Below are 21,671 nucleotides of genomic sequence, written 5' to 3' on the forward strand. Positions count from 1 at the left end.
TAAAAACGCTTATTCTGGGTACGTTGATTTAGGGACTGCTACTTAAGGATTGTTACTTAGGGCGTGCGACAGAAAACACATTGGAAAGCGTCGCGTATTCACCGCCACCAAGGCGAGACAAAGGGTCCAATGCCAACGCATCAATCTTAAGACGTTCACTCTCTTTATCGATCACGTCTTCGGAAATGTACACGGTTTCGACTTGAGCAAAGATGAGGCTTTGTGGCACCTCTCCAACCTCTTTTACTTCGTATAAGGTGCAGCCAAAAGCGACCGCGCACTCTTTCACTCTCGGTAAAGAGAAGCCTTCAAATTCAACCAGCTCAATGTTATTCGCGGTGACTTCCGAATCACCATGTTCAAGGGTAGCTGCTGTCGCCGTCATGGTTTCGGCAGAACTTGAAGAAGCAATGTGAATCACTAGCTTACCCGTTTCTAGGGCATTACGAGTGGTATCTTTGATTTCGCCGGACGGCTTCTTCCCAACCGATAACATCAGTAACGGCGGATTACTAGAAACAGGCGTGAAATAAGAGAAAGGCGCGAGGTTGTACTCTTGGTCAGAAGATTCCGTCAATGCCCACGCAATCGGGCGAGGAACAACGGTTTGTGTCATCAGGTGATAAATCTGAGTGGGAGCAAGAGTATCAAGCTTGAGGTTCATAGCACGTCCTTGGTCTATGTGAATTACGACTCAGTTTACGTGTTAAGCAAGGCTGTATCTATGGCTATGTGGCAGAAACCGCAGAGAGTGTTCTTAATTTAAACAGATCACACTGGTTTTTTCTCAGATTGACAGTCAAATTGACGAACCCTAAAACACAAATAATACTGATAATAGATTTATCAATAACTTACATTTTGGCATCGTTTATGCCTTATCTAAATTACTTATTAATCTCTCCATTGATAAGTACCCATACAGTAATGCCCACAACACTGACGCTACACGAAGAAAGACAATCGATTGAAAGACAAAACAGAACAACGATTTAGGAGGTGTAATGATTCCAAATTCAAGTAAAAGAAAACCAAATAAATCTAGTAAGAAAGCTAGCAAAAAGGTAAGGAAAATCCCACTGTCCTTTACCTAGTAAGAAGCAAGAAAAGTAACAAAGCCCGTCGCCCAGCGGGCTTTGTTATGTTTAACGCCTAACTTAAGTTTCAAACCGCATTTATCTTTCCCACCGCCATTATGTTTCATATCGTACTTATGCTTCAGACCGTACTTATGCGTCGAGCCAAACTAAATCATCTCTTTTTCCATAAACAGGCGACTCCCCACATACTACTGACCACTCGTTTAACAAACTTTTATTCGCTTAAAATTCAAACACTGTTTATATTAAACAAGCACTTGTGGAGTGAAGAAGGGATTAAAATGAGCATTTCTGGAGACAAAACATCGGTTGTGGTGGCTGGTGCAACCGGGTTAATTGGTCATCATGTGATGAAGTTGCTCATCGATGAACCCGCAGTTGCTCATCGATGAACCCGCAGTTGATCATATCTATGCCCTATCTCGCCGAGCATTAGATTCACAGTTTGATTCCAACAAACTACACACTCTTATTCACAGCGACCTACAAGTTACAAGTTGGGATGACACCAATGCGACGCCTAAACTTGGCGTTATCTGCTTAGGTACGACTAAGAAAAAGGCAGGATCAAAAGAAGCACTTCGCAAAGTCGATGTTGAATTGGTTAGCCAGGTTGCACAGTCGATGAAGTTTCTTGGGGTAGAACGCGTTGCCGTCGTTTCGAGCTATGGCGCTTCGCCAGATTCTTATTCACACTACCTTCGTTGCAAAGGGCAAATGGAGCAAAACTTAAAACGTATTGGCTTCAAGCAACTTTTCATCGCACGTCCGGGGCCGCTGGTTGGTGAACGTGATGAACCAAGAGCCGATGAAAAACTCCTGCAAAGCATCTTTCCTTTAGTCTCTCCCTTTATGTTTGGTCAGTTCAAAAACCTACGCCCTATTCAAGCGGAAGACGTCGCGAAGGCAATGTTGTTCCGATTATTCGAAAATAATTTCAAAAATATCGAAATTTACTCGTCAAGTGACATGCTCAATTTATTGGCAAAATATCGCTAAAAAGCTCACCTATTCATCACAATGTTGAATATCCACCCATACCATTGAGTGGATATTACTAATCGTTCTAATAAATTACTTTTCCTTATTTTACGTTTTGTAACAGAACGTTATTTTAGCAGCAGTACTGACACCTATACATCTAGGTGCCTAATTGATTTAGAGTTATTCATAAGGAAAACAAATGTCATTTTCAGCTATCGCTGCCTTAGCGGTATTCACTGGTATCCTCTTTTTTCTCTACGGACAGCAGAAAAAAGAAAACACACTTTCTCGCCTCGTTTTACTCGGTTTAGTTTTTGGTAGTGCATTTGGCCTTGGTCTACAGCTGCTATTTGGTGAAGGCAATCCCATCATCAAAGAGACACTAGACTGGGTAAACATCGTTGGTCGTGGTTACGTTGGATTACTTAAAATGGTAATCATGCCATTAGTCTTGGTTTCAATGATTGCGGCGGTGGTGAAGCTTGAAAAAGGCGGTTCACTGGGCAAGATTTCTGGTATCACTATTTCAGTATTACTCGCAACAACAGCGATCTCTGCAATTGTTGGTATTGCAGTGGCTCAAGCATTCGGTCTTTCGGCTGAAGGCTTAACAGAGGGCGCGCGTGAAACAGCTCGTATCGCAACACTAGAAAGCCGCATGGGAAGCGTGTCTGACCTAACTATTCCACAAATGCTGATTAGCTTCATTCCAACTAACCCGTTTGCTGATCTAACCGGTGCTCGCTCTACGTCTATCATCGCGGTGGTTATCTTCGGTGTGCTTACAGGCATCGCTGCTCGTAAAGTGATGGCAGAGAAAGAAGAACTAGAATCTCCAATCCGTACTTTCGTTGAAGCGTCACAATCTATCGTTATGCGCTTAGTTAAGATGATCATGGCACTAACGCCATACGGCATCGCAGCGTTAATGGCGAAGGTAGTTGCAACATCAAGTGCTTCTGACATCCTCAGCCTACTGGGTTTCATCGTTGCATCTTACGTTGCGATTCTACTGATGTTCGTCGTACACGGTGTGTTGGTTTCTTTTGTTGGTGTAAACCCGAAAGAGTACTTCCAAAAGATCTGGCCTGTACTGACGTTCGCTTTCACGTCTCGTAGTTCTGCAGCAACAATTCCACTGAACGTTGAAGCTCAAATCACTAAGCTAAACGTGCCACCAGCGATTGCTAACCTGTCTGCCTCTTTCGGTGCGACGATTGGTCAAAACGGTTGTGCGGGTATCTACCCTGCAATGCTAGCAGTCATGGTTGCGCCTACAGTTGGCATCGACCCAATGGACATCAACTTCATTCTGTCTCTGATTGCTATTATCACAGTGAGCTCATTCGGTATTGCTGGCGTAGGTGGCGGTGCAACGTTCGCGGCGCTAATCGTACTTCCTGCTATGGGCCTTCCTGTAACGATTGCAGCACTGCTTATCTCTATCGAGCCACTTATCGATATGGCACGTACGGCGCTTAACGTATCTGGTGCTATGACAGCCGGTACGATCACAAGCCGCCTATTAGGCAAGAAAGACAAGCAACAAGATCTGGAACAAGCGAACGCTTAATGGGTTCGATTGATTCAAGCACTTGAGTCTCGTTAAACAAAAAAACCGATGCACATGCATCGGTTTTTTATTATCTGTTACTTCTAACTTCCATTACTTCACGAGCAACAGCTTAGAACACAAGTTGAATGACTTTTTCGGCAAGTGCTTCATCGTCGTCTTCACTTAATCCGCTGACACCAATAGCGCCAATCACCTGCCCATTTAATTCAATGGGAACACCGCCTTTAAAGCCAGTGATCTTTGGGTCAGTCCAGTAACTTAAGTCTTTACCAGTTTCTCTCGCCCAAGCACCTAAGTTACCGCTTGGCTGTCTATCTCTTGCAGATGTATAAGCTTTGTTCTGTGCTAACAATCCGGCTTGAACACTCACATTATCCATGCGAATAAACGCCAGTAACTCACCGTGCATATCACACACGCTCAGCAATGTCTAGAGCGTTAGACACCAGTTGTTGCGCGATCTTTTGATTCAACATATTCATTCCTTATGGCAGTGCTTGACCACGTGAGTACACGTATAGGTTGTACCACTCTTCACGAGACAGGTTTATCTGAGTCGCGACTGCCGAAGCTTTGATTCGCTCTAGATTTGTGGTGCCAATTACAGGTTGGATACGAGCAGGGTGACGAAGCAAAAATGCCAACACAATCGCTTCACTTTCTACGCCATATTGGTTCGCTAACTGAGCCACGTAGTGCGCTGTCTTTTTCACGTTTTCATGTTCTGAATACAAACCTTGCTCAGCAAATCGGCCTTGTGCCAAACAGCCCCAAGCTTGCAGTTGGATGTTATTCAATTGGCAATGTTCAAGAGTGCCTGCGGCGAAGTCTGATTGATGGTGCCCTTGCGAGTTAATCATCACCCCATCATTCAACCAATCCAATTTGGCTAAGCTCAGCTCAACTTGATTCGCGACGATAGGTTGCCCAAGCGCAGATTGCAGGTACTGAATTTGATGGCTGTTCATGTTCGACACACCAAAATAATCGACCTTACCTTGCGCTTTTAAGTTCTCTAACGTTCTTGCTAGCTCATCGAGTTCCATCAAAGGATCAGGGCGGTGCAATAACAGCACATCAAGCTTTTCAGTATTCAATCGATTGAGAATACCGTCTACCGATTGGCCTACCCAATCAGCCGAGAAATCATAACGACCAACATTGCCCTCGCCTTCAAAACGAATCCCACACTTAGATTGAATGAACATCTGTTCACGCAGATCAGGCGCTTGTTGTAATGCTTGACCAAAGGCTTGCTCAGCTTTGCTGAAGGTATAGATATCCGCATGGTCGAATAAGTTAATGCCCGATTCTAGTGCGGTGCCGATTACGCTTCGTGTTTGAGCAACGTCCGCACTCGTCACTGGATTATCATTCCAGCCACCACCTAACCCCATGCAGCCATAGGCAATTTGCCCAACATTCGGTAGATAATTTGATAATGGGATACGTTTTTTGTCATTCGTTTTGTTTGTAGATTCAGTGCTGTTCGTCATATCGATTCTCGCTTAGAAGATTTGCTGACCAGAAATATGCCTCTATCATATTGTTCTTTTTAAAAAACAGAATATGCTAGTTACGAAATGATTGTTTGATATGGCGAACAATAGATTGGTAGGAACGCGCGAATGAACGAACACAAAAGAATAGAACGACTGATCCTGTTTGTAGAACTTGCTCAGCAACTCAACTTTACCAAGGCAGCCGAAAAGCTCGGTATCTCTAAGAGCTACCTTTCTGAACAGATCAAACGTTTAGAGAACGATTTACAGTGCCCGCTTTTGGTCAGAACCACTCGCAGTGTTCGTTTAACCCAAGAAGGCGAACGCGCGTTACAACAAGGCTTAACGATTCGCTCGCAAGTCTTACAGCTTGAACGCAGTGTTTCTGAGCAACACGACATCGTCAAAGGCCTATTACGCCTCACTGCGCCAAAGATGTTTACTGAGGTATATCTATTCGATATCTGCCAACAGTTTAGGCAGCAATACCCTGAGATTCGTTTCGAGATAAACAGTAGCTACACCAACTTTAATCTCAATCAAGATGATATCGATATCGCGTTTCGTGCCACCAATACGCCACCTGACAACATGGTGGCGAAACTCTTGATTAGCTATCAACATGATTTAGTCGCGACTCCCGGTTATCTTAACCAATTTGGTCGCCCTACCAATGTGAGTGACTTAAGTGATCATCAATGCTTAGCAACTCTGCACCAAACCGAGTGGCCTTTAAAATCGGTAAATATTGATGTGTCCGGCTGGCTTTCAAGTAATGACAACCACCTGCTTAAGCAACAAGCTATGGCAGGCAGTGGCATCATCCGTATTGCAAGTTACTACGTTGCGAAAGAGGTCGAACTGGGAGAATTAGAGCGAGTGCTGCCTGATGAATGTCTGCAACAAGGCAACAGTATTTATCTGTTCTATCCGCAAGTTATTTATCCGGCCAAGAAACACCAAGTGTTCGTTAAATTTGTTCAGCATTACTTTGAAAACTTGAGAGCTTGATAGTTTAAGATCTTGAAAACTGGAGAGCTCGATCATTTAAGAGCTTGAAGATTTGGTAGTTTAAGAATATGAAAGCTGAGTTAACGAGTTGAAGAAACGGAAACCGATGAACAGATAAATCAAATAACACGAAATAAGGTTTAAATAACCCTCTTGATTTATATACCTATATTTAAAATGGGATTATCGAACAATAATAAAGCGATTTTTCGAATGCTCTCATCGATGATTGTTCTTGATAGAAAGAAATCGTGCATTTGTTCAATAATACAATGAGTTACCTATAAATGATTAACATAACTGATATATGATGCACCGCTTCAGTATGTCACATCATCTTGGCACCAGTTCGATAACAGGATCCTCATGAGCTTTATTATATTATTACTTCTTCTGCTATTCGTAGGCTTTACACGTTTACTTCAGTGGCGAAAAACCTCTCTGTTTTTATCTCTTGTTCTTATATCGTCATTTGTGCTGATTGGTTCAGGTTTAATTCCTCGTTATTTACTGAACGATCTGCAAGCCGATTACGAAAATAAGCCTGATATCCAATGGTCTGACAATAACGCCATTGTTCTTCTGGGTGCGGGAACGCAGTTAATTAAAAGCACGCAAGAGTTCGAGCCAGCCTTTTTCTCTTTTGGCCGAATCAGTGAAACCGCCAGCCAATATAAAGATTGCGCCAAAACCCAAACCACATGCAAAGTGATCATCAGTGGTGGCGATGCACAAAATAACGGTGTTGCCGAAGCAGAAGTTTATCAGCAACAATTGCTGAGACTTGGCGTTCCGATGGGTGACATCATTCAAGAGCCAAATAGCGTCAACACTTGGAAGAACGCTCAGCTCACTAGTGACCTAATGAAGCATCATAAATTCGAGAACATTGTGTTGGTTTCATCTGGCCTACATATTCGTCGTAGCGAGCTCTACTTCAACCACTTCGGCTTGAATGTTATTCCAGTGAGAGCCGACTATATGGCTGCTCAAATTTCATGGTTGCCATTGTGGTACAACTTTGCGGTCACAGATTTTGCTTTGCATGAACAGATTGGCTTTGCTCGTTACAACATTTACAACTTTATGGGTTGGAACAGCAAACGCGAAAAACCAGGTGATGCTTAATCTCTTCCAATTAAGTTAACTCGAACAATAAAAAATGCAGCAGCAATCGAACGGTTGTTGGCTGCATTTTTCGATCTTGCTTATCACAACATCCCTCCTTATTTGGCTTACTCAGTACTTCCCCCTCCTTTAAACAATAAACCTATCTAATCCATCTTGCTGGCCTAAATTTTCCAAGCCAACATACCAAATAACGAGGCTTCAAAAACAGAAACGTTCAACAATTAATCACCCATAGATTGGATTGTTGAAACTAATTGAAGTCATCAAGATAAGTCTTTATCAAACAACAAGTTGATCAGTACAACCTCCTGATATCTATAAGTATTTATTTTCAATTCATTTCAGTATTTTTGGCATTGTTTTATATGACAAAGTACACCCCGCTAGAGCCCCTCGGCTTTAAATAATATCAATAAAATCTAATAACTCGATTCTAATAAAAATAGCCAAATAATGGCATTTAGGAACTTATTCATGCTTAACGTCAGTAAAACCGTTCTATTTAGCTCTGCCCTCTGTTTCATCTCTTTTGCCACTCATGCCAAGATATATTCAGACCAAATCGTATTGGATAACCTCGGTGAAGATATCTGCCGTTCCGATTATCGTCCGCTCAGTAATACAGAAGCTCAAGAACACAAAACCGCCCTACTATCTCGCATGAATGTGTGGGACATTGCTGGCCTTAAAAATGACTGGGTGATCATGGGGTCTGGCTACCACGGGCTCATCAAACAAGGACAACCAAGTGACAATACTTGGTGCTACCCCAATACCCCAGACGCAGGCCTGCCTTACTACGAAGCGCAAGCTATCGAAACGAACAATAACCTTGATATTCAACGCGCCTTAGTCTGCGACAACACGAACTTTATCAGGCCACTGAGTTACTTTGCCCATAACCTCGGTTACGCTTGGGTTGGAGGCGATAGCGCGCGTTACGTCGGCCAAGACATGGCAATAAAACCGCTTAACAATGGTTGGGAGATTAAAGGCAATAACGATGGAAGCTGTGCCGGTGATCGCTGTGATGAGAAGACAAGCATCACTGTTGATAACTTCGCTTACACGCTCGATAACACATCGTTTTTACACGGTTCTATGACAGAGACCGACCAAGAACTGATTGAAACCGTCTCGGCTTATGCAATCAATGACGACGATCAGTCTAAACAAATCGTCGTTGACCTTCATTTTGAGCAATCCACACAATGGAGTAAAACCCAACGCTTCGACCTTGCTGATTCAGTCGTCATTGATGAAACCTTTCATTGGCCACAAGTTGGAAAGACAGAAGTAAGAGTAGCGCTAGAAGATGGCCAACGTTTCTCCGTTACCAACAGTGGTGCTCGTTTTGAACCAACAGAACTGGAAGCCATCATCACCGTGCCTGCTCACTCAGTACTTCCTTTTCAAGTAGAGTTCTTACGCTCTACCATCACTTACCCATACCGTATCAAAACCAGCATGAGTTACGACGTGAACTTCACAGGTTTCCTTCGTTATAGCGGCAATGCGCTAAGCTCACACCCAACAAACCGCCCGACGGTCTCTCACACCTTTACCATGGGAACCACCAGCGAAGATCAAGCCAATATCCGCTACCAATGGGATCACCGTTATATTCCTGGAGAGATGAAATGGTGGGATTGGAGCTGGGCAATCAACACCAATGGTTTAAGTAGCATGCAGTACGCCGCAGGTGCCAGTGTCCGTCCTTTCTACACCTATGTTTCAGGCCAGTTTAGTGCGGAGTCACAATATTCTGGAATGATCGATATTGGTACCGAGCACTCTATTGATTCATTTAACGCCATGACACCTTCAGGCGATTACACACCCTACTACGCTGGTGACATCAAGGTTCTGACTGACTTCGACCCTGCAGCCCTAGCGCAACTGGGTTATAACAGCGCTCAGCTAACGCTTACCCCAATGCAGCCATAAGCCCATAGAAAGTTTCAGCTGTTATTCCAAGCCCATTGCGTCTGCTCTTGGCTTGATTCGTCTTACATTCTCTCAGTCATACATCTGTATTAGCCGCTAAGTATTCACTTTCTGAATCGTTTTTCATTGACTTAAAAATGAAATCATAACGACACACTAATTTGCGTAACTTAGGATGCAAATAGGCAATCAGATTACAGTGCCTATCAGGAGGATGTATGAAACCAAATCGATCTACGGTACTCACTGGACATGTAAAACACTGCCCATGCTGCTCTACCGAACTGGTCATCAAAGACCACATTCACGTTTGCCCGCGCAATGAAATTGGCGACTGTTACTTCGATGGCTATGACCAACACGAACAGCGCGCTAATACCGATTTTATCGATCATGCAAGTGCCAATGATAGCCTTGTTTACGGCATGTCAGAACACTAAGCTTTATTCAAGATTTGTTGAAGTCATTTCGCGCCAAAAAAAATGCAGCGCCAATCGAGTGATTGTTCGCTGCATTCTTAGATCCTGTAAACTTAGCTAACCATTAAAATGGAGCTAGGTAAAACGGATTACCACATTAGATCATCTGGGATCACGAAGTCTTTGTACGGGTCATCTTCGTCTACTTCGTCTGTGCTACCTGCCTGCGTATCAACGATAGATTCTTCGTCGCGCATAGCAATCTTGTTCGCTACTGCTGTTGGAATAACAACATAGCTCTCGCCTTGACGAGCAATACTTAGAATGCCTTTACTTAGTTGCTTTTGAGTCAGCTCTTCTACGTAAAGATATTTAACTAGCGTACCGTCGGTGAAGTTGTATTTGATCTCACCGTTCTTCTGTTCGATCTTGTTCATCTCAATCAGTTGCTTCACTTGAGCTTTAATTTCTTTGCTCAACTGTTGTTCTTTCAACTGTTGGTTTAGCTCTTTGTCTTTCGCTTGCTGCGCCAGTTTAGTTTCTTCAGCTGCCGCTTTTGCTTCACGAGACTGAACGCGAGACTTTTTAGAGCCTTTCTTCGCCTTCTTTAATTTTTTCTCATTTACCAAGCCAGCTTTAAGCATCTGCTCTTGGAGTGTTAACTTTGCCATGACTTTCCCAGTTCAGGATTAAAAACGGCACTATCATACCTGTTTTTAAGGTTTCTGTTTACTGAACAAGAGTAAATTACAGAACAATCGCAAAATTTGTGCTGATAGATCTAAGCTGTCGCCACAATCCCTTCTAGTTGCTCACAATCTCTACTCTCCCCGAACATACAGTTTTGATTTAAGCATGCCAACATTGGCTGCTCCACCGACTCAAAACCATTATCTGACTCTATTATTCGCGCGCGTACCATTTATCATTCCAACAAGACAATATGTTAATTTTCAATGGTTAATCAATTTTATAAAACCTTGGCATATATCTCATATTTGAATAAATGCCATAGAGTTATAACTCCAATGTCATAACTCTTGACTACGTTATTCTAGACATCAATCAATAAGGATAACGTAAACGATGAAAACTCAATGGACTTGGTTAGCTGCACTTGTGGCTTCCACATCAATCGCTTCGACCTCTGCGATCGCAGACACCGACGTGTATCTCACCAATAACACCAATCAAGTGATGACCATTCAAGCCAACCACACTGGTACCGACCTGCTTCAACTCGGTGATGAGTGGCAACAGCATGTTGAACAGATTGGTCCTTGGGAGACGAAGAAGCTGATAAGTTTCAACCGCTGGACTGGTGTGAAATCTGGGAAGACCTATGAGTTTGACACTGTGGTATCAAACGCTGTGGGCGAAAGTGTCACGCTCAACCAAACCATGAAGGGACATTGGTATAACTCGACACTGCAACATGGTTTGAGTGCCGCAGACGTCAAACTAACATTGCATGACGATCGTAATATTCATCGCAGCACAACCGATGCGTTCGGGGTCAATGCAGAGCTAGCCCTCAAAGCCGATTCTACAGCGCGCTATGATGATATTTATTACACCATCACCCCACCAAAAGTGGATGAGCAACCAGAGCCGGATGCCAATACACTCAAGGTCATGACTTACAACATCTGGGCGCTGCCTGCCATCGCTTCACATATTGGTGACCGCTATGACCTACTCCCTCAATATGTAAAGGGCTATGACGTGTTGGCGCTTCAAGAGGTGTTTGCTAACGGCAGAGATGAGTTCTTGCGTGAGCTTGCGAAAGAGTATCCTTATCAAACTAAAATGCTCGATAAAGATGGGATTAACATATACGACGGTGGTGTGATCATTGTCAGCCGCTATCCTATCGTTAATGAAGCGCAGTATGTTTTCCCTGATTGCACGGGCACAGATTGCTTTGCTGATAAAGGTGTTAACTACGCGGAAGTTATCAAGAATGGTCAGGCTTACCATGTTTTCGGTACCCACACGGCATCATTCGATACGGACACCGCTCGTGATTACCGACAACGTCAATTCAAGCAGATGCGTGCACTGGCGCAGTCTCTGAATATCCCGGCATCAGAAACTGTGGTTTACAGCGGTGACTTCAACGTGAACAAGCTCAAGTTCCCAGACGACTACCAACAGATGTTCGCTAACCTGCAAGCTGACGAACCAACCTACTCAGGTTACACCGCTTCTACCTTTGACCCACGCATCAACAACTTTGCGGGTGAACCTATGTCGGGTGGTGAAAACGTTGAGTATCTCGATTATGTGGTAGTGAGCTCGGAATATGCCGCCAAAGCTCATAACGACAATCGTGTGGATGTCCCAAGATCAACAAGCAGTGAGTTATGGAAGCACTACAACCTTTCAGACCACTTCCCTGTTAGCGCCGTCATTAAGTAACTCGGTGAACGCATAATGCATCGAGTTATATTAACCCTAATGCTCGTCTTAACGGCGAGCATTATTGGCTATTCGTGGTCATCAAAAACGAACGAAACAGCGCTATCTTCTGCTCAACACACAGAACCTAAGCCGCGTGTTTCTACGACAACTAATGACGATAATTCCACGCCTACTGCAACCGCTAGTTCGGAAAACTCCGCATCGCACAGCAATCAAGCCCAAGCTGGAGCACTGGACGGTAAAATTCTTGCTGAAAACTTGAGTGAGCTTGAAGGCAAGGCTTTGTTCGATGAACTCGATGGGTTCTGGAAGCTTTGCCAACAACGTGATGACTGCACTGAGCAACTAGCACGATTGAAATCAGAATTGCCGAGTATATGGTTTGAATTACTGAGCGACTATCCGCAGCTATCGGCTGACTGGCAATTAACACAAAGCACTATCCCACTTGAATCCATAGAGACTCTTGAAGATCGTGTTGCCTTATTCAAGCAATCTGCACAGCAAGTATGGGGAGAGTTGGCCCACCAGCTATTCGCTGACCAGTTTGCTCATCTGGATTTTACGCTTGACGCCAACACCCTTGAAGAGAACGAAGCGAGCCAGTTTTTGGCCAACTATCAAGATTTGCTTAGTGAATGGCAAAACAATACGGGCACGTTAAACGCCGAAACACAGCTTCAAAAATATGAACTGGCAGTATCTTTGATACCAAGCAGCTATAGCCCTGCTGAAGTAGCATCAGTCAAAGCCGACCTTCAAGATGCCTACTTAGATGAAGCGCAGGCCAGCAACATTGCCGCGCGAGAACAACAAGTCGCACAACAGCAACAAACCGTGATGAGTTATCACGTGCAACTGGATCAGCTCAAAGCGACCTTAGACTCTCAGCGCTCATCAAGTTATGCCACTTGGACTCAACAAGATTGGGACAGTTATTATCAACAGCAAGTCACCGATTTCAGGGAGCAGTTCTTTAGCAAGTAACGCCTTAACTTAAACCATCACGAAACTGAGCGGGCGTTTTATTGAGCCAACCTTTAAACGCCCTTCTGAAATTTGCAGGGTCGCTATAACCGAGCCTTTCACCGATGTCATCAATGCTCATGGTTGTGCCGAGTAATAGCTCTTTGGCCAGCTCCACTCGAACTTCGGTAAGCAATATTTGGTAACTGGATTCATGGGTCACTAGCTCTCGCCTGAGTGTACGAGAGCTACAACCAAACTCATCCGCGAGTTGTTCTATAGTCGGGAAACTACCTGCGGTTTGATAAAAAATCGTTTTGATCTGATTAGTCAGCAGATGCTCAGAGTCCAACGTTTCGACTATCGACTGGCAAGACGCAAGATAGCGCTTCAGTGTCGCGGCATCATGAGTCAATAAGGTCTGTGATAAAACCGAGGCATCAAAACGCAATTCACAATGGCTCTGCTCAAAAACTACAGGGCACTGGAAACGGTCGTCATAGAGCTTAGCGTAATTGGGACGAGCATAAGGCAAAGCCAAAGTGTGAATATCCAGCTCATGACCAGTCAGTTCTTTGAACAAAGAGACGATGGAACTTAAGAAATACTCACTGCAGAAAGGGAGCAGATCGCCCACTTCCAAGGTGTTCTCAATCTGAATCACTGCATGCTCGGAATCTAGAAACAATTTAACCGAGAAAATAGGACCGTTCAGGCGCAGATATTTAAAGCCCGACTTGATGGCCTCCCCGACATTTTGACTGGTCGATAGCGCATAACCCAACACACCAAAGTGGCTCAAGCTAGCGTGTTCCCCCAGCCAAAGCCCTAAGCCATCGTGAGGAAAGCTCTGATTCGCCACGCTAAATAACGCTAGTTTATCAGCGTAAGTCAGCTTTCCATTCGGGTCTCGCCAATCTATGTTCGGCAAACCCACATCATTGAGTAGCCTTTCAATATCGATACCTCGTTGCTCTAGCGTATTCAACAGCAGCGCGATATCTAATGTACCCAACTGGTGCCTATGTCCGGTTGGCTTATACTCCGCGATAATCTCCAATCGTCTCTCCTTATATCGAGCCCATTCCCATCAACATGACTACTCAGCCTTAACAACACATGCTGACAAAATCGTGATTGGTAACGCGCTCTTGTCCGAATATGACCTCCCAATTCTACGCTACTCATCGCACAATGGCTTTAGTTGTTAAAATAATGTGAACCATCGCAATGATAAAAACCAACCCAGCCCCACACAGTTTGATTAATTCTAATGGTCAGCCGATCATTGGGCATTTCGATGGCATCCTTAAACACCTAAACATCGAGAACTTTGACTACCGAAACTCGATGGATTCAAAAGCAAACCCTTGGCAGAAGCACTTCCACTATAAGCAATTCCAGTTTGTCAGCATCGTCACCGACACACACATTATCGGCGTCGCTATCGCGGATATTCGCTACTTAGGCTCGGCATTTTGTTATCTGTACGACATAGAAAACAACCATCTGCAAGAGTCATCTTGGTTGAGGCCATTAGGGTTTGATAAGCATGTAACGCCTTCACCATTTGAAGGAAAGACAAGCATTGCAGATCAAAGCATTGCTTTCTATATCGAGGGCGGACAATGGCGAGTTCGCTTGAAGACCAAACTCATCAAGGCCGATATCGCTTTAGAGCCTGAAACCGACAGCCTGCCCATGGCGATGTGTAGCTCAACGGGTTATTCAGGTTGGACTTACACCCAAAAGCACAATGCTTTGCGCATCAGCGGCGACATCCAAATCAAAGGAGAATCACTCGATCTCACTCAAGCTCGTGCCGGTTATGACTTTTCAGCGGGTTACATGAGACGTGAAACCAGTTGGCGCTGGGCAAGCATCAACACGCAATCCAATGGGACAGATATTGGCTTGAACCTCGCAGCAGGCGTCAATGAAACCGGAGGCTGCGAGAACGTTTTATGGATCAATGGAACTCGGCACTTACTTAACCCGGTACAGTTTGCGTTTAGTCGCCAAGACACCAATTTACCTTGGCAGATAACATCACAAGATGGACGTATAAACCTGACCTTTACGCCCTTAAATAATCGCAGCGAAAAGCTCAATTTATGGCTGTTAAAAAGTAACTTTCGTCAGTTCATTGGTCACTTTTCTGGCTCGATTGAAGACAACAATGGAGTGACACATCAACTCGATGGTGTTCTTGGCCTAACAGAAGATCACTTTGCTCGCTGGTAGCGAAATTTTGCTAACTGAATTTCAGGCGAGCAAGTCTAAGTAAACTTGATACTAAGAACGCGTATGGCGTCTCAACAAGGATAAAACATGAATATCGACGCATTAATCAATTACCCAGAATGGCTACTGCTGGTATTAGCGCCCTTGTTCGTGGTGTGCATGTTGGCTGAGTATTTTATCGGTCAGAAGCAAGGTCGACTGCCTGATAACTCCAGCTATAAGCTTTCAGAAGTGATGTGTAATTTCACGCTGGCGGGAATGCATCAACTCTCCGATTTGCTCACCGGGTTATTGGTCGTGCAGCTGTATCTCTGGATGTTTGGTTGGCGCCTAATGGACATTGAAATGGGCGTGCTGAGTTTTGTTGTATTGATGGTGTTGCAAGACTTTTGCTATTACTGGTTCCACAGAGCAAGCCATCGTGTTCGCTGGATGTGGGCAGCACACGTGGCACACCACAGTTCAGAAAGCATGAACTTCAGTACGGCTTTCCGTCAAAGCTTAATGTATCCACTTGCTGGGATGTGGCTTTTCTGGATACCGTTGGTCATCATAGGTTTTGCCCCTAAGTGGGTCATCTTTGTGGTGCTTCTCAATCTAGGTTTGCAGTTCTTCGTCCATACACAATGGATACGAAGCTTGGGGCCACTTGAATACATCTTTAATACCCCTTCGCATCATCGAGTACATCACGGCAAAAACCCGCAATACATTGATAAGAACTACGCCGGCGTTCTTATTATCTGGGATAAGTTATTTGGTACATTCGAACCTGAAGTTGAAACTGTACGTTATGGCGTCACCAAACCCGTGAACAGTTTTAATCCGATAGTGGTCACCTTTCAAGAATGGAAGGCCATATTCAAAGATTTGAAGAACCGAGAGTTAACCATGAAGCAGAAAGTCCAGTTGATACTCTCGCCTCCATCGGATTAAACGGACGATAGACAGATTGTATTAACTAAGAAACCGCCTCAATTGGTTTCAAAACCTTCCCCACTGACTCGATTGAATAGTAAAGCACCGTTTTCCGGCAATTTATTTGTGATCTGGGTTGCACGCGTACCGCATACTATCAGATACTGAACAAAACTAACCTTCAGCCACAGTAAACGTTCCGCGCTTGCTGTTCAGGAAATTCAATGAGTTCAGATAATCAGCCAACCTACTTCTTTTTCGATTACGAAACATGGGGCGTTAGCCCAGCAAAAGACCGTCCGAGTCAGTTTGCGGGTGTTCGTACCGACCAAGATTTCAATGTTATTGGAGAGCCTCTGGTTATCTATTGCCAACCTCCCGCTGATTACCTCCCTGCGCCTGAAGCTGCACTGATCACCCGTATCACACCACAAAAAGCGGCTTCACAAGGTCTTCCTGAACCAGAGTTTATCGCTAAGATCCATGCTGAGTTAGCCAAACCAAACACCACAAGCCTTGGCTACAACAGTATTCGATTTGATGATGAAGTAACGCGTTACACCTGTTACCGAAACTTCATCGACCCATATGCGTGGAGCTGGCAGAATGGCAACTCTCGTTGGGATTTATTAGATGTAATGCGCGCTGTTCACGCACTGCGTCCTGAAGGCATTGTTTGGCCAGAGAACGAAGAAGGTTACCCAAGCTTCAAACTGGAACACCTATCTGTGGCAAACGGCATTGAACACGAGAACGCGCACGATGCGATGGCCGATGTTATTGCGACCATCGAGTTAGCGAAGAAGCTGAAAGCTGCGCAACCTAAGATGTTCGATTACCTTTACAACATGCGTCATAAGCGTAAGCTGAATGAGCTGGTTGATATCGTAAACATGACACCATTGATGCACGTTTCGGGCATGTTTGGCCGTGACTGCAACTACACAAGTTGGATTGTGCCTATGGCTTGGCACCCAACCAATCAAAATGCGGTTATCGTGGTTGATTTAGCCAAAGATCCAAGCCCACTGTTAGAACTGGACGCTGATGAACTCAGAGACAGACTCTACACCAAACGCAGTGAACTGGGTGAAGACGAGCTACCAGTACCAATCAAATTGGTTCAACTGAACAAGTGCCCTATTCTTGCTCCAGCCAAAACGCTGACGGCTGAAAATGCCGAAACCATCGGTATTGATCGCCAACAATGCTTGAAGAACTTGGCACTGCTGCGCGAACACCCAGAGATCCGCGAAAAACTGATCGGCCTGTACTCACAAGAGCGAGAGTACGAAAAGAGTGATGATGTTGATACACACCTTTATGACGGTTTCTTCTCACCTGCTGATAAAACAGCGATGAACATCATTCGCGAAACTGACCCAAATAACTTGGCAGCTTTAGATATCACCTTCGGTGATGAACGTATTAAACCGTTACTGTTCCGTTACCGTGCGCGTAACTTCCCATGGACGCTCGACGAAGCTGAGCAATTGAAATGGGCGAACCATTGTCGTGAGTTTTATGAAAGCCGTTTAGAAGAGTACATGCTAAACCTTGAAAACCTCGCGCATGAACATGAAAGTGACGAGAAGAAAATGGCTATCTTAAAGGCGGTTTATCAATACGTAGAAAAGTTAGCTAGCTAATTCCATTATCAAGAGACGTAACACTTTGAAAGAAAGATTGATCCAACTGGTTTACTGCTTAATCTCCTTCACCTTAATCATAGGTGCACTTACAGCAGGTAACGCGTTACAGCACTTTTTGGATACCTCAATCCCAGGCAGTATTTTTGGCATGTTGATTCTGTTTGCCGCCATGGTGATTGGTATTGTTCCTTCGCACTGGGTACAACCCGGTGCAAGCTTGATGATCCGCCTAATGATCTTACTGTTTGTTCCAATCAGTGTTGGGTTGATGGATCATTTCGACATGCTCATCGCGAACGCATTGCCAATTATGGCGAGCGCCGTTGGTGGCACATTATTGGTGTTAGTATCCTTATCATGGTTCTTAGACCGCTTGCTTTCGAGAGGTAACTGATCATGTGGATTCTACTCACCATCGTGGTATTCCTATTTGCTCGCTGGGTAAGTCAAAAAGTAAACTCGCCGCTGTGTAACCCCCTGCTTATCAGCATTGGTATCATCATTCCGATTCTCACGTTCTTTAGAGTACCGTTTGAGACTTACTATGCTGACAACACTTGGATTACCTACATGCTGCAGCCTGCGGTTGTTGCACTTGCTTACCCACTTTATGAGCAGCTACCTCAAATCAGAGCCAACTGGCGCATCATTACCTTTGCGTGCACGCTAGGCAGTGTGATGTCGATGACAACAACGGCAGTGATCGCAGTAGCATTTAAAGCGGACTTAACTTTGATTGCGAGCTTGTTAGGCAAATCAGTCACCACGCCAATTGCAATGGAAGTATCGAGCCATTTAGGTGGTGAAGCAGCGATTGCGGCAATACTGGTATTGATTGTGGGTCTATTTGGGGCAATTTTTGCTTACCCAATCTACAACCTCATTGGTATTAAGAGCCCGATCGCCCGTGGTTTAACCATGGGTACCGTGTCTCACGCTTTAGGCACCGCGACTTGTGCGGAAAAGAATCAGGAAGATGCAGCATTCAGTTCTTTGGCTCTTGTGCTTTGTGGCGTCATTACCTCAATCATCGCACCGAGTATATTTTCGCTCGTGGTTTGGTTCTACTCTTAACCTAAACGATCACTACGCGATTCAGCCCAACCAGAATGCTGTTTATTACAGTGTCTGTTTGGGCTTTTTATTCGCATTTATTTAGCAATAGCAGTCAAGTCACGGTCTTTTACGAGCAATAAGTGCGATATCAGCTGTATAAATGGCTCTTGTAATCGATTTCAAGTGTGACCTCACTCTAATTATGCAAACCAATGTAACAACAACAATTCAATAATGATCTTTATCACAGAAAATTCCTGAGCAATGCATAAACTTAAAGCCTAAGGTCAATTAAGGATTCAACATGAACAGTCGTATTACCCTGGCGCTGGAAAGTGCTCCATCATCAATGAAAGCGCTTTTGAGTGACATCGTATTAGCAGACAACTTTGACGCGACATTGTCTCCAGAACAATTTGCTAGCCTACTGCAAGCAAGTGGTCTAGCGGATGACGAACTACGTATTGCGCTACTTCCTTTTGCCGCAGCGTATTCTTACGCTCCGTTATCTGACTTTTATGTTGGTGCAATCGTGCGTGGTTTGTCTGGTACTCTGTATTTTGGTGCAAACCTTGAAATCGCTGGTGCTCAACTTGGTCAAACCGTTCACGCTGAGCAATCTGCAATCAGCCACGCTTGGATGAAAGGCGAACTAGGTATCTCAGATATCACCATCAACTTCAGTCCTTGTGGTCACTGTCGTCAATTCATGAACGAACTGACAACAGCAAAAGAACTTAAAGTTCAGCTGCCACAACGTGATGAAATGTCTCTGCAAGAGTACCTACCAGACTCGTTCGGCCCTGCTGATTTAGGTGTGACAACTGGCCTAATGACAAAGCTTGATCATAAGTACACGACCGAAGAAACAACGCCTATTGTTGTAGAAGCGCTAGCAGCACTAAACCGCAGCCATGCTCCTTACACCAAAAACCTAAGTGGTGTTTCACTACAACTGACGTCAGGTGAAATTTTTACGGGTGCTTACGCAGAAAATGCGGCGTTCAACCCGAGCCTACCACCCCTTCAAGTCGCGTTAATTCAACTTAAACTGGCTGGCTTCGATTTCGAACAAATTGAAAGTGCTGCTTTGGTTGAAATCGCAGAAGGTAGCATCAGTCACCTAGCGGATACGCAATCTACATTAGAAGCGATTAATCCCGACATTCCAGTGACTTACTTAGCAATATAAGCACATCTGATTAACAAAAATTTAAATAAGCAGCCCTATTTAACAGGGCTGCTTTTTTTATACCTGTAATTAAAGCAACAACTTGCGCAAACGTTTGCTTTTGTCATTGAAATAAGTATGATCACCCCGTTTTCAATCAATCGTTCAAAAGATCGGAAGGAATTTCTATGTTTGGTACTGCTACTCGTGAAAATGCTACTCGTGTACTTCTATTAGGTTCGGGTGAACTCGGAAAAGAAGTTGCCATCGAGTGCCAACGTTTAGGTTTAGAAGTTATTGCTTGTGACCGTTATGCAGACGCACCAGCAATGCAAGTTGCGCACCGTAGCCATGTATTAGACATGTTAGATGGTGATGCGCTACAAGCTATCATTGAGCTAGAAAAACCAGATTATGTGGTTCCTGAAATTGAAGCTATTGCCACTAGCAAGTTAGTTGAGCTTGAAGCACAAGGCTTGAATGTCGTTCCAACGGCTAATGCAACCAAGCTAACGATGAACCGTGAAGGCATTCGTCGTTTAGCCGCTGAAGAGTTAAAACTAAGCACTTCGCCTTACCGCTTTGCAGACACTTTTGAAGATTTCGCCGCTGCTGTTGAGTTCGTAGGTATGCCTTGCGTTGTTAAGCCGGTAATGAGTTCTTCAGGCAAAGGCCAAAGCGTTATCAAAACCGAAGAAGATATCCAGAAATCTTGGGACTACGCACAAGAAGGTGGCCGTACTGGCGCGGGTCGTGTAATCGTTGAAGGCTTCATCGACTTTGATTACGAAATCACGCTTCTAACCGTTCGTGCTGTCGACGGTGTTCACTTCTGTGCACCTATCGGTCACCGTCAAGAAGACGGTGATTACCGTGAATCATGGCAGCCACAGGTCATGTCTGACAACGCACTTAAAGCGGCGCAATACACGGCAGAGCAAGTGGTTAACGCATTAGGCGGTCACGGCATCTTTGGTGTTGAACTGTTCGTTAAAGGCGACCACGTGATCTTCAATGAAGTCTCCCCTCGCCCACATGATACTGGCTTAGTTACTCTGATGTCTCAAGACTCATCGGAATTTGCACTACACGTACGCGCATTTACAGGTATGCCGATCAAATCAATTACTCAGTATGGCCCTTGTGCCTCTGCCGTAATCCTTGGTCAAGGCACATCAACGAATATCCGCTTTGAAGGCCTTACAGAAGCGCTAGACGCACCACAAACGCAAGTTCGCTTGTTTGGTAAGCCTGATATCGATGGTCGCCGTCGTCTTGGTGTGGCGCTTACTCGTCGCAACAGCACTGAGACAGCGATTGAAGATGCCATTGAGAGCGCGTCAAAAGTAAAAGTGATTTACTAACCTGCTATTCAATTCTGAACAATCACGAGTTCAAATCTGAACCATAAAAAGACGGGCTATCGAGCCTAATGCCGATCAGTTAAAGCCAAAGCGATCGGTTGAAGGATCCTTCAGAGCTGTCAAAATCCAAGTGTATTTAATGCACTTGGATTTTTTTATGGATGTTTCTCAAGCTCTAAACATAATTAATGATTGGAAACCTAGCA

At 44.5% G+C, this 21,671-nt stretch carries 18 protein-coding genes and 2 pseudogenes; 15 read left to right on the forward strand and 5 right to left on the reverse strand.

Translation table 11 applies throughout. The features are described 5' to 3' along the window. Nucleotides 1-52: 52 nt before the first annotated feature. Nucleotides 53-664, reverse strand: coding sequence for a flavin reductase family protein (locus AB4503_RS16910; RefSeq protein WP_371721625.1), 612 nt, complete (start codon nt 662-664; stop codon nt 53-55). Between the two features lie 717 nt (nt 665-1,381). On the opposite strand from AB4503_RS16910, the pseudogene AB4503_RS16915 reads away from it, so the two are divergent. Both AB4503_RS16915 and AB4503_RS16920 read left to right on the forward strand, forming a co-directional pair. Then, nucleotides 1,382-2,099 (forward strand): annotated as a pseudogene (locus tag AB4503_RS16915) (NAD-dependent epimerase/dehydratase family protein). A gap of 184 nt (nt 2,100-2,283) precedes the next feature. After that, a complete protein-coding gene (locus tag AB4503_RS16920; RefSeq protein ID WP_372115426.1) occupies nt 2,284-3,657 on the forward strand; it encodes an L-cystine transporter in 1,374 nt (457 codons plus the stop codon). Nucleotides 3,658-3,769: 112 nt separating this feature from the next. Here AB4503_RS16920 and AB4503_RS16925 read toward each other — a convergent pair. Next, nucleotides 3,770-4,136: pseudogene (locus AB4503_RS16925) on the reverse strand (GlcG/HbpS family heme-binding protein). Nucleotides 4,137-4,145: 9 nt separating this feature from the next. Then, the gene (locus AB4503_RS16930; RefSeq protein WP_372115427.1) at nt 4,146-5,156 is read right to left on the reverse strand and encodes an aldo/keto reductase family oxidoreductase; all 1,011 of its coding nucleotides are present in this window, start codon (nt 5,154-5,156) and stop codon (nt 4,146-4,148) included. Between the two features lie 132 nt (nt 5,157-5,288). Between AB4503_RS16930 and AB4503_RS16935 the strand changes: the two genes are divergently transcribed. The 4 genes from AB4503_RS16935 to AB4503_RS16950 all read left to right on the forward strand — a co-directional run bounded on the left by AB4503_RS16935 (nt 5,289) and on the right by AB4503_RS16950 (nt 9,691). Further along, the gene (locus AB4503_RS16935) at nt 5,289-6,173 is read left to right on the forward strand and encodes a LysR family transcriptional regulator (RefSeq protein WP_372115428.1); all 885 of its coding nucleotides are present in this window, start codon (nt 5,289-5,291) and stop codon (nt 6,171-6,173) included. 366 nt (nt 6,174-6,539) lie between these two features. Then, complete coding sequence (locus tag AB4503_RS16940) at nt 6,540-7,301, forward strand: YdcF family protein (protein ID WP_372115429.1); 762 nt, start codon at nt 6,540-6,542, stop codon at nt 7,299-7,301. 477 nt (nt 7,302-7,778) lie between these two features. Further along, entirely contained in the window at nt 7,779-9,251 is a 1,473-nt protein-coding gene (locus AB4503_RS16945; RefSeq protein WP_372115430.1) for an aerolysin family beta-barrel pore-forming toxin, read from the forward strand. 218 nt (nt 9,252-9,469) lie between these two features. After that, a complete protein-coding gene (locus tag AB4503_RS16950) occupies nt 9,470-9,691 on the forward strand; it encodes a hypothetical protein (RefSeq protein WP_017059142.1) in 222 nt (73 codons plus the stop codon). 128 nt (nt 9,692-9,819) lie between these two features. Here AB4503_RS16950 and AB4503_RS16955 read toward each other — a convergent pair whose 3' ends face one another. After that, complete coding sequence (locus AB4503_RS16955; RefSeq protein WP_010441213.1) at nt 9,820-10,341, reverse strand: DUF2058 domain-containing protein; 522 nt, start codon at nt 10,339-10,341, stop codon at nt 9,820-9,822. A 415-nt stretch (nt 10,342-10,756) separates the two neighbouring features. On the opposite strand from AB4503_RS16955, the gene AB4503_RS16960 reads away from it, so the two are divergent. Beyond that, nucleotides 10,757-12,091: a sphingomyelin phosphodiesterase gene (locus AB4503_RS16960; protein WP_372115431.1), complete on the forward strand. Its 1,335-nt coding sequence runs from the start codon at nt 10,757-10,759 to the stop codon at nt 12,089-12,091. Nucleotides 12,092-12,130: 39 nt separating this feature from the next. After that, nucleotides 12,131-13,081 carry a chromosome partitioning protein ParA gene (locus tag AB4503_RS16965; protein ID WP_372115434.1) on the forward strand — a complete coding sequence of 317 codons (951 nt, stop codon included), beginning with the start codon at nt 12,131-12,133 and terminating at the stop codon, nt 13,079-13,081. A 4-nt stretch (nt 13,082-13,085) separates the two neighbouring features. Here the strand turns inward: AB4503_RS16965 and AB4503_RS16970 are convergent, their stop codons facing one another. Further along, on the reverse strand, nt 13,086-14,120 hold the full coding sequence (locus AB4503_RS16970) for an AraC family transcriptional regulator (RefSeq protein WP_372115432.1): 1,035 nt from the start codon (nt 14,118-14,120) through the stop codon (nt 13,086-13,088). Between the two features lie 170 nt (nt 14,121-14,290). Here AB4503_RS16970 and AB4503_RS16975 point away from each other — a divergent pair, with 170 nt between their 5' ends. The 7 genes from AB4503_RS16975 (at nt 14,291) to purT (ending at nt 21,465) form a co-directional block, all read left to right on the forward strand. Next, nucleotides 14,291-15,304 (forward strand): DUF2804 domain-containing protein, encoded by a 1,014-nt coding sequence (locus AB4503_RS16975; protein WP_017065509.1) that lies wholly within the window; start codon nt 14,291-14,293, stop codon nt 15,302-15,304. Between the two features lie 87 nt (nt 15,305-15,391). Beyond that, entirely contained in the window at nt 15,392-16,240 is an 849-nt protein-coding gene (locus AB4503_RS16980) for a sterol desaturase family protein (protein WP_017059137.1), read from the forward strand. 206 nt (nt 16,241-16,446) lie between these two features. After that, nucleotides 16,447-17,871, forward strand: a complete 1,425-nt coding sequence (sbcB, locus tag AB4503_RS16985) for an exodeoxyribonuclease I (protein ID WP_017065508.1) — start codon at nt 16,447-16,449, stop codon at nt 17,869-17,871. A 25-nt stretch (nt 17,872-17,896) separates the two neighbouring features. Continuing rightward, nucleotides 17,897-18,268 (forward strand): CidA/LrgA family protein, encoded by a 372-nt coding sequence (locus AB4503_RS16990; protein WP_017065507.1) that lies wholly within the window; start codon nt 17,897-17,899, stop codon nt 18,266-18,268. 2 nt (nt 18,269-18,270) lie between these two features. Then, on the forward strand, nt 18,271-18,948 hold the full coding sequence (locus tag AB4503_RS16995) for an LrgB family protein (RefSeq protein ID WP_017059134.1): 678 nt from the start codon (nt 18,271-18,273) through the stop codon (nt 18,946-18,948). A 286-nt stretch (nt 18,949-19,234) separates the two neighbouring features. Beyond that, on the forward strand, nt 19,235-20,122 hold the full coding sequence (cdd, locus tag AB4503_RS17000) for a cytidine deaminase (protein ID WP_017059133.1): 888 nt from the start codon (nt 19,235-19,237) through the stop codon (nt 20,120-20,122). Nucleotides 20,123-20,289: 167 nt separating this feature from the next. Then, the gene (gene purT, locus AB4503_RS17005) at nt 20,290-21,465 is read left to right on the forward strand and encodes a formate-dependent phosphoribosylglycinamide formyltransferase (protein WP_017070928.1); all 1,176 of its coding nucleotides are present in this window, start codon (nt 20,290-20,292) and stop codon (nt 21,463-21,465) included. Nucleotides 21,466-21,671 lie beyond the last annotated feature (206 nt).

Source organism: Vibrio sp. 10N.222.55.B11 (genome assembly GCF_041473705.1).
GTDB classification, from domain to species: domain Bacteria; phylum Pseudomonadota; class Gammaproteobacteria; order Enterobacterales; family Vibrionaceae; genus Vibrio; species Vibrio crassostreae_C.